General features: G+C 67.1%; 1 protein-coding gene. It reads right to left on the bottom strand.

Going from position 1 to position 897, the window contains the following annotated elements:
* Positions 1-254: 254 nt before the first annotated feature.
* Positions 255-897: GntR family transcriptional regulator (locus tag KWI83_RS37780; protein ID WP_218518887.1), on the bottom strand; the 643-nt coding region annotated here is incomplete at its 5' end.

An 897-nucleotide genomic window follows, 5' to 3' on the forward strand; every position in this document is an offset into this window, starting at 1 on the left:
ACAGTCGGGGCAGCGCCGCTTCGATGTGGCACGGGCGCGGTCGGCGGCGGTGGCAAGCGCCAGGGTCGTACGCGAGCCGACGCGCTTCCATCCGCGCCCCCGGCAACCCCGACAAGGTAAGTGCGTGCCCTGATCCGGCCGCTGATTCGTCACACCGCGCCCCCTTCCCATGAAGTGGCCTTGGCCACTTTCTGGATAGTGGCATTAGCCACTTCGCCGACGCAAGTGGTTCGCCTCAACTGGCCGGCTGTTCGTCAGGAGAGCGGGTAGCCCTGCTCGAACGCCCAACGGAGCGGCGGGTAGGTGGCCTCAGCGAACTCCAACGGCCGGTCCTGGAGGTCGTAGACAACGTGATGGACGACCAAGACGGCAGAGCTGGCGACGAGTTGAAGGTCCGCGGCTTCCTCGTCCGTCGCTGTCCGGGCACACATGCGATCTTCGGCGTAACTGCCCTGTCGCCCAGTCATGTTCTCGACGTACATCAGGGTGCCCTCTTGGATCCGCTCCGGCTCCAGCAGCTTGGGCGCGCGCTGCCCGACATCCGGCGCGAACCACGAAATGGACAGCGTGATGGGCCCGTCCTGGTTGTTGGTCACCCGCCGCCGGTGGACAGCCCGCCGGTCCTTCACCAGGCCCAGCGCCTCAGCGACATGATCCGGCGCCTCCAGCCAGCCGGCCGACGTGATGACCGCATACTCGCCGGGTGTGTAGATCTTCCCCGTCTGCCGAGCACGGCCGTACAACTCACGGGCACGCCGGTTCACTTCGAGACTCCGCACATACGTGCCCGACCCCTGCCGCTTCTCGACAAGCCCTTGATGGCTCAGCGCCTCCAGCGATCGAGCAGCCGTCGGCCTGGACACGCCCCAGTCCGAAGCCAGTTGCCGCTCCGAGGGG

This window comes from Streptomyces sp. TRM70350, from assembly GCF_019219825.1.
Lineage (GTDB): Bacteria > Actinomycetota > Actinomycetes > Streptomycetales > Streptomycetaceae > Streptomyces.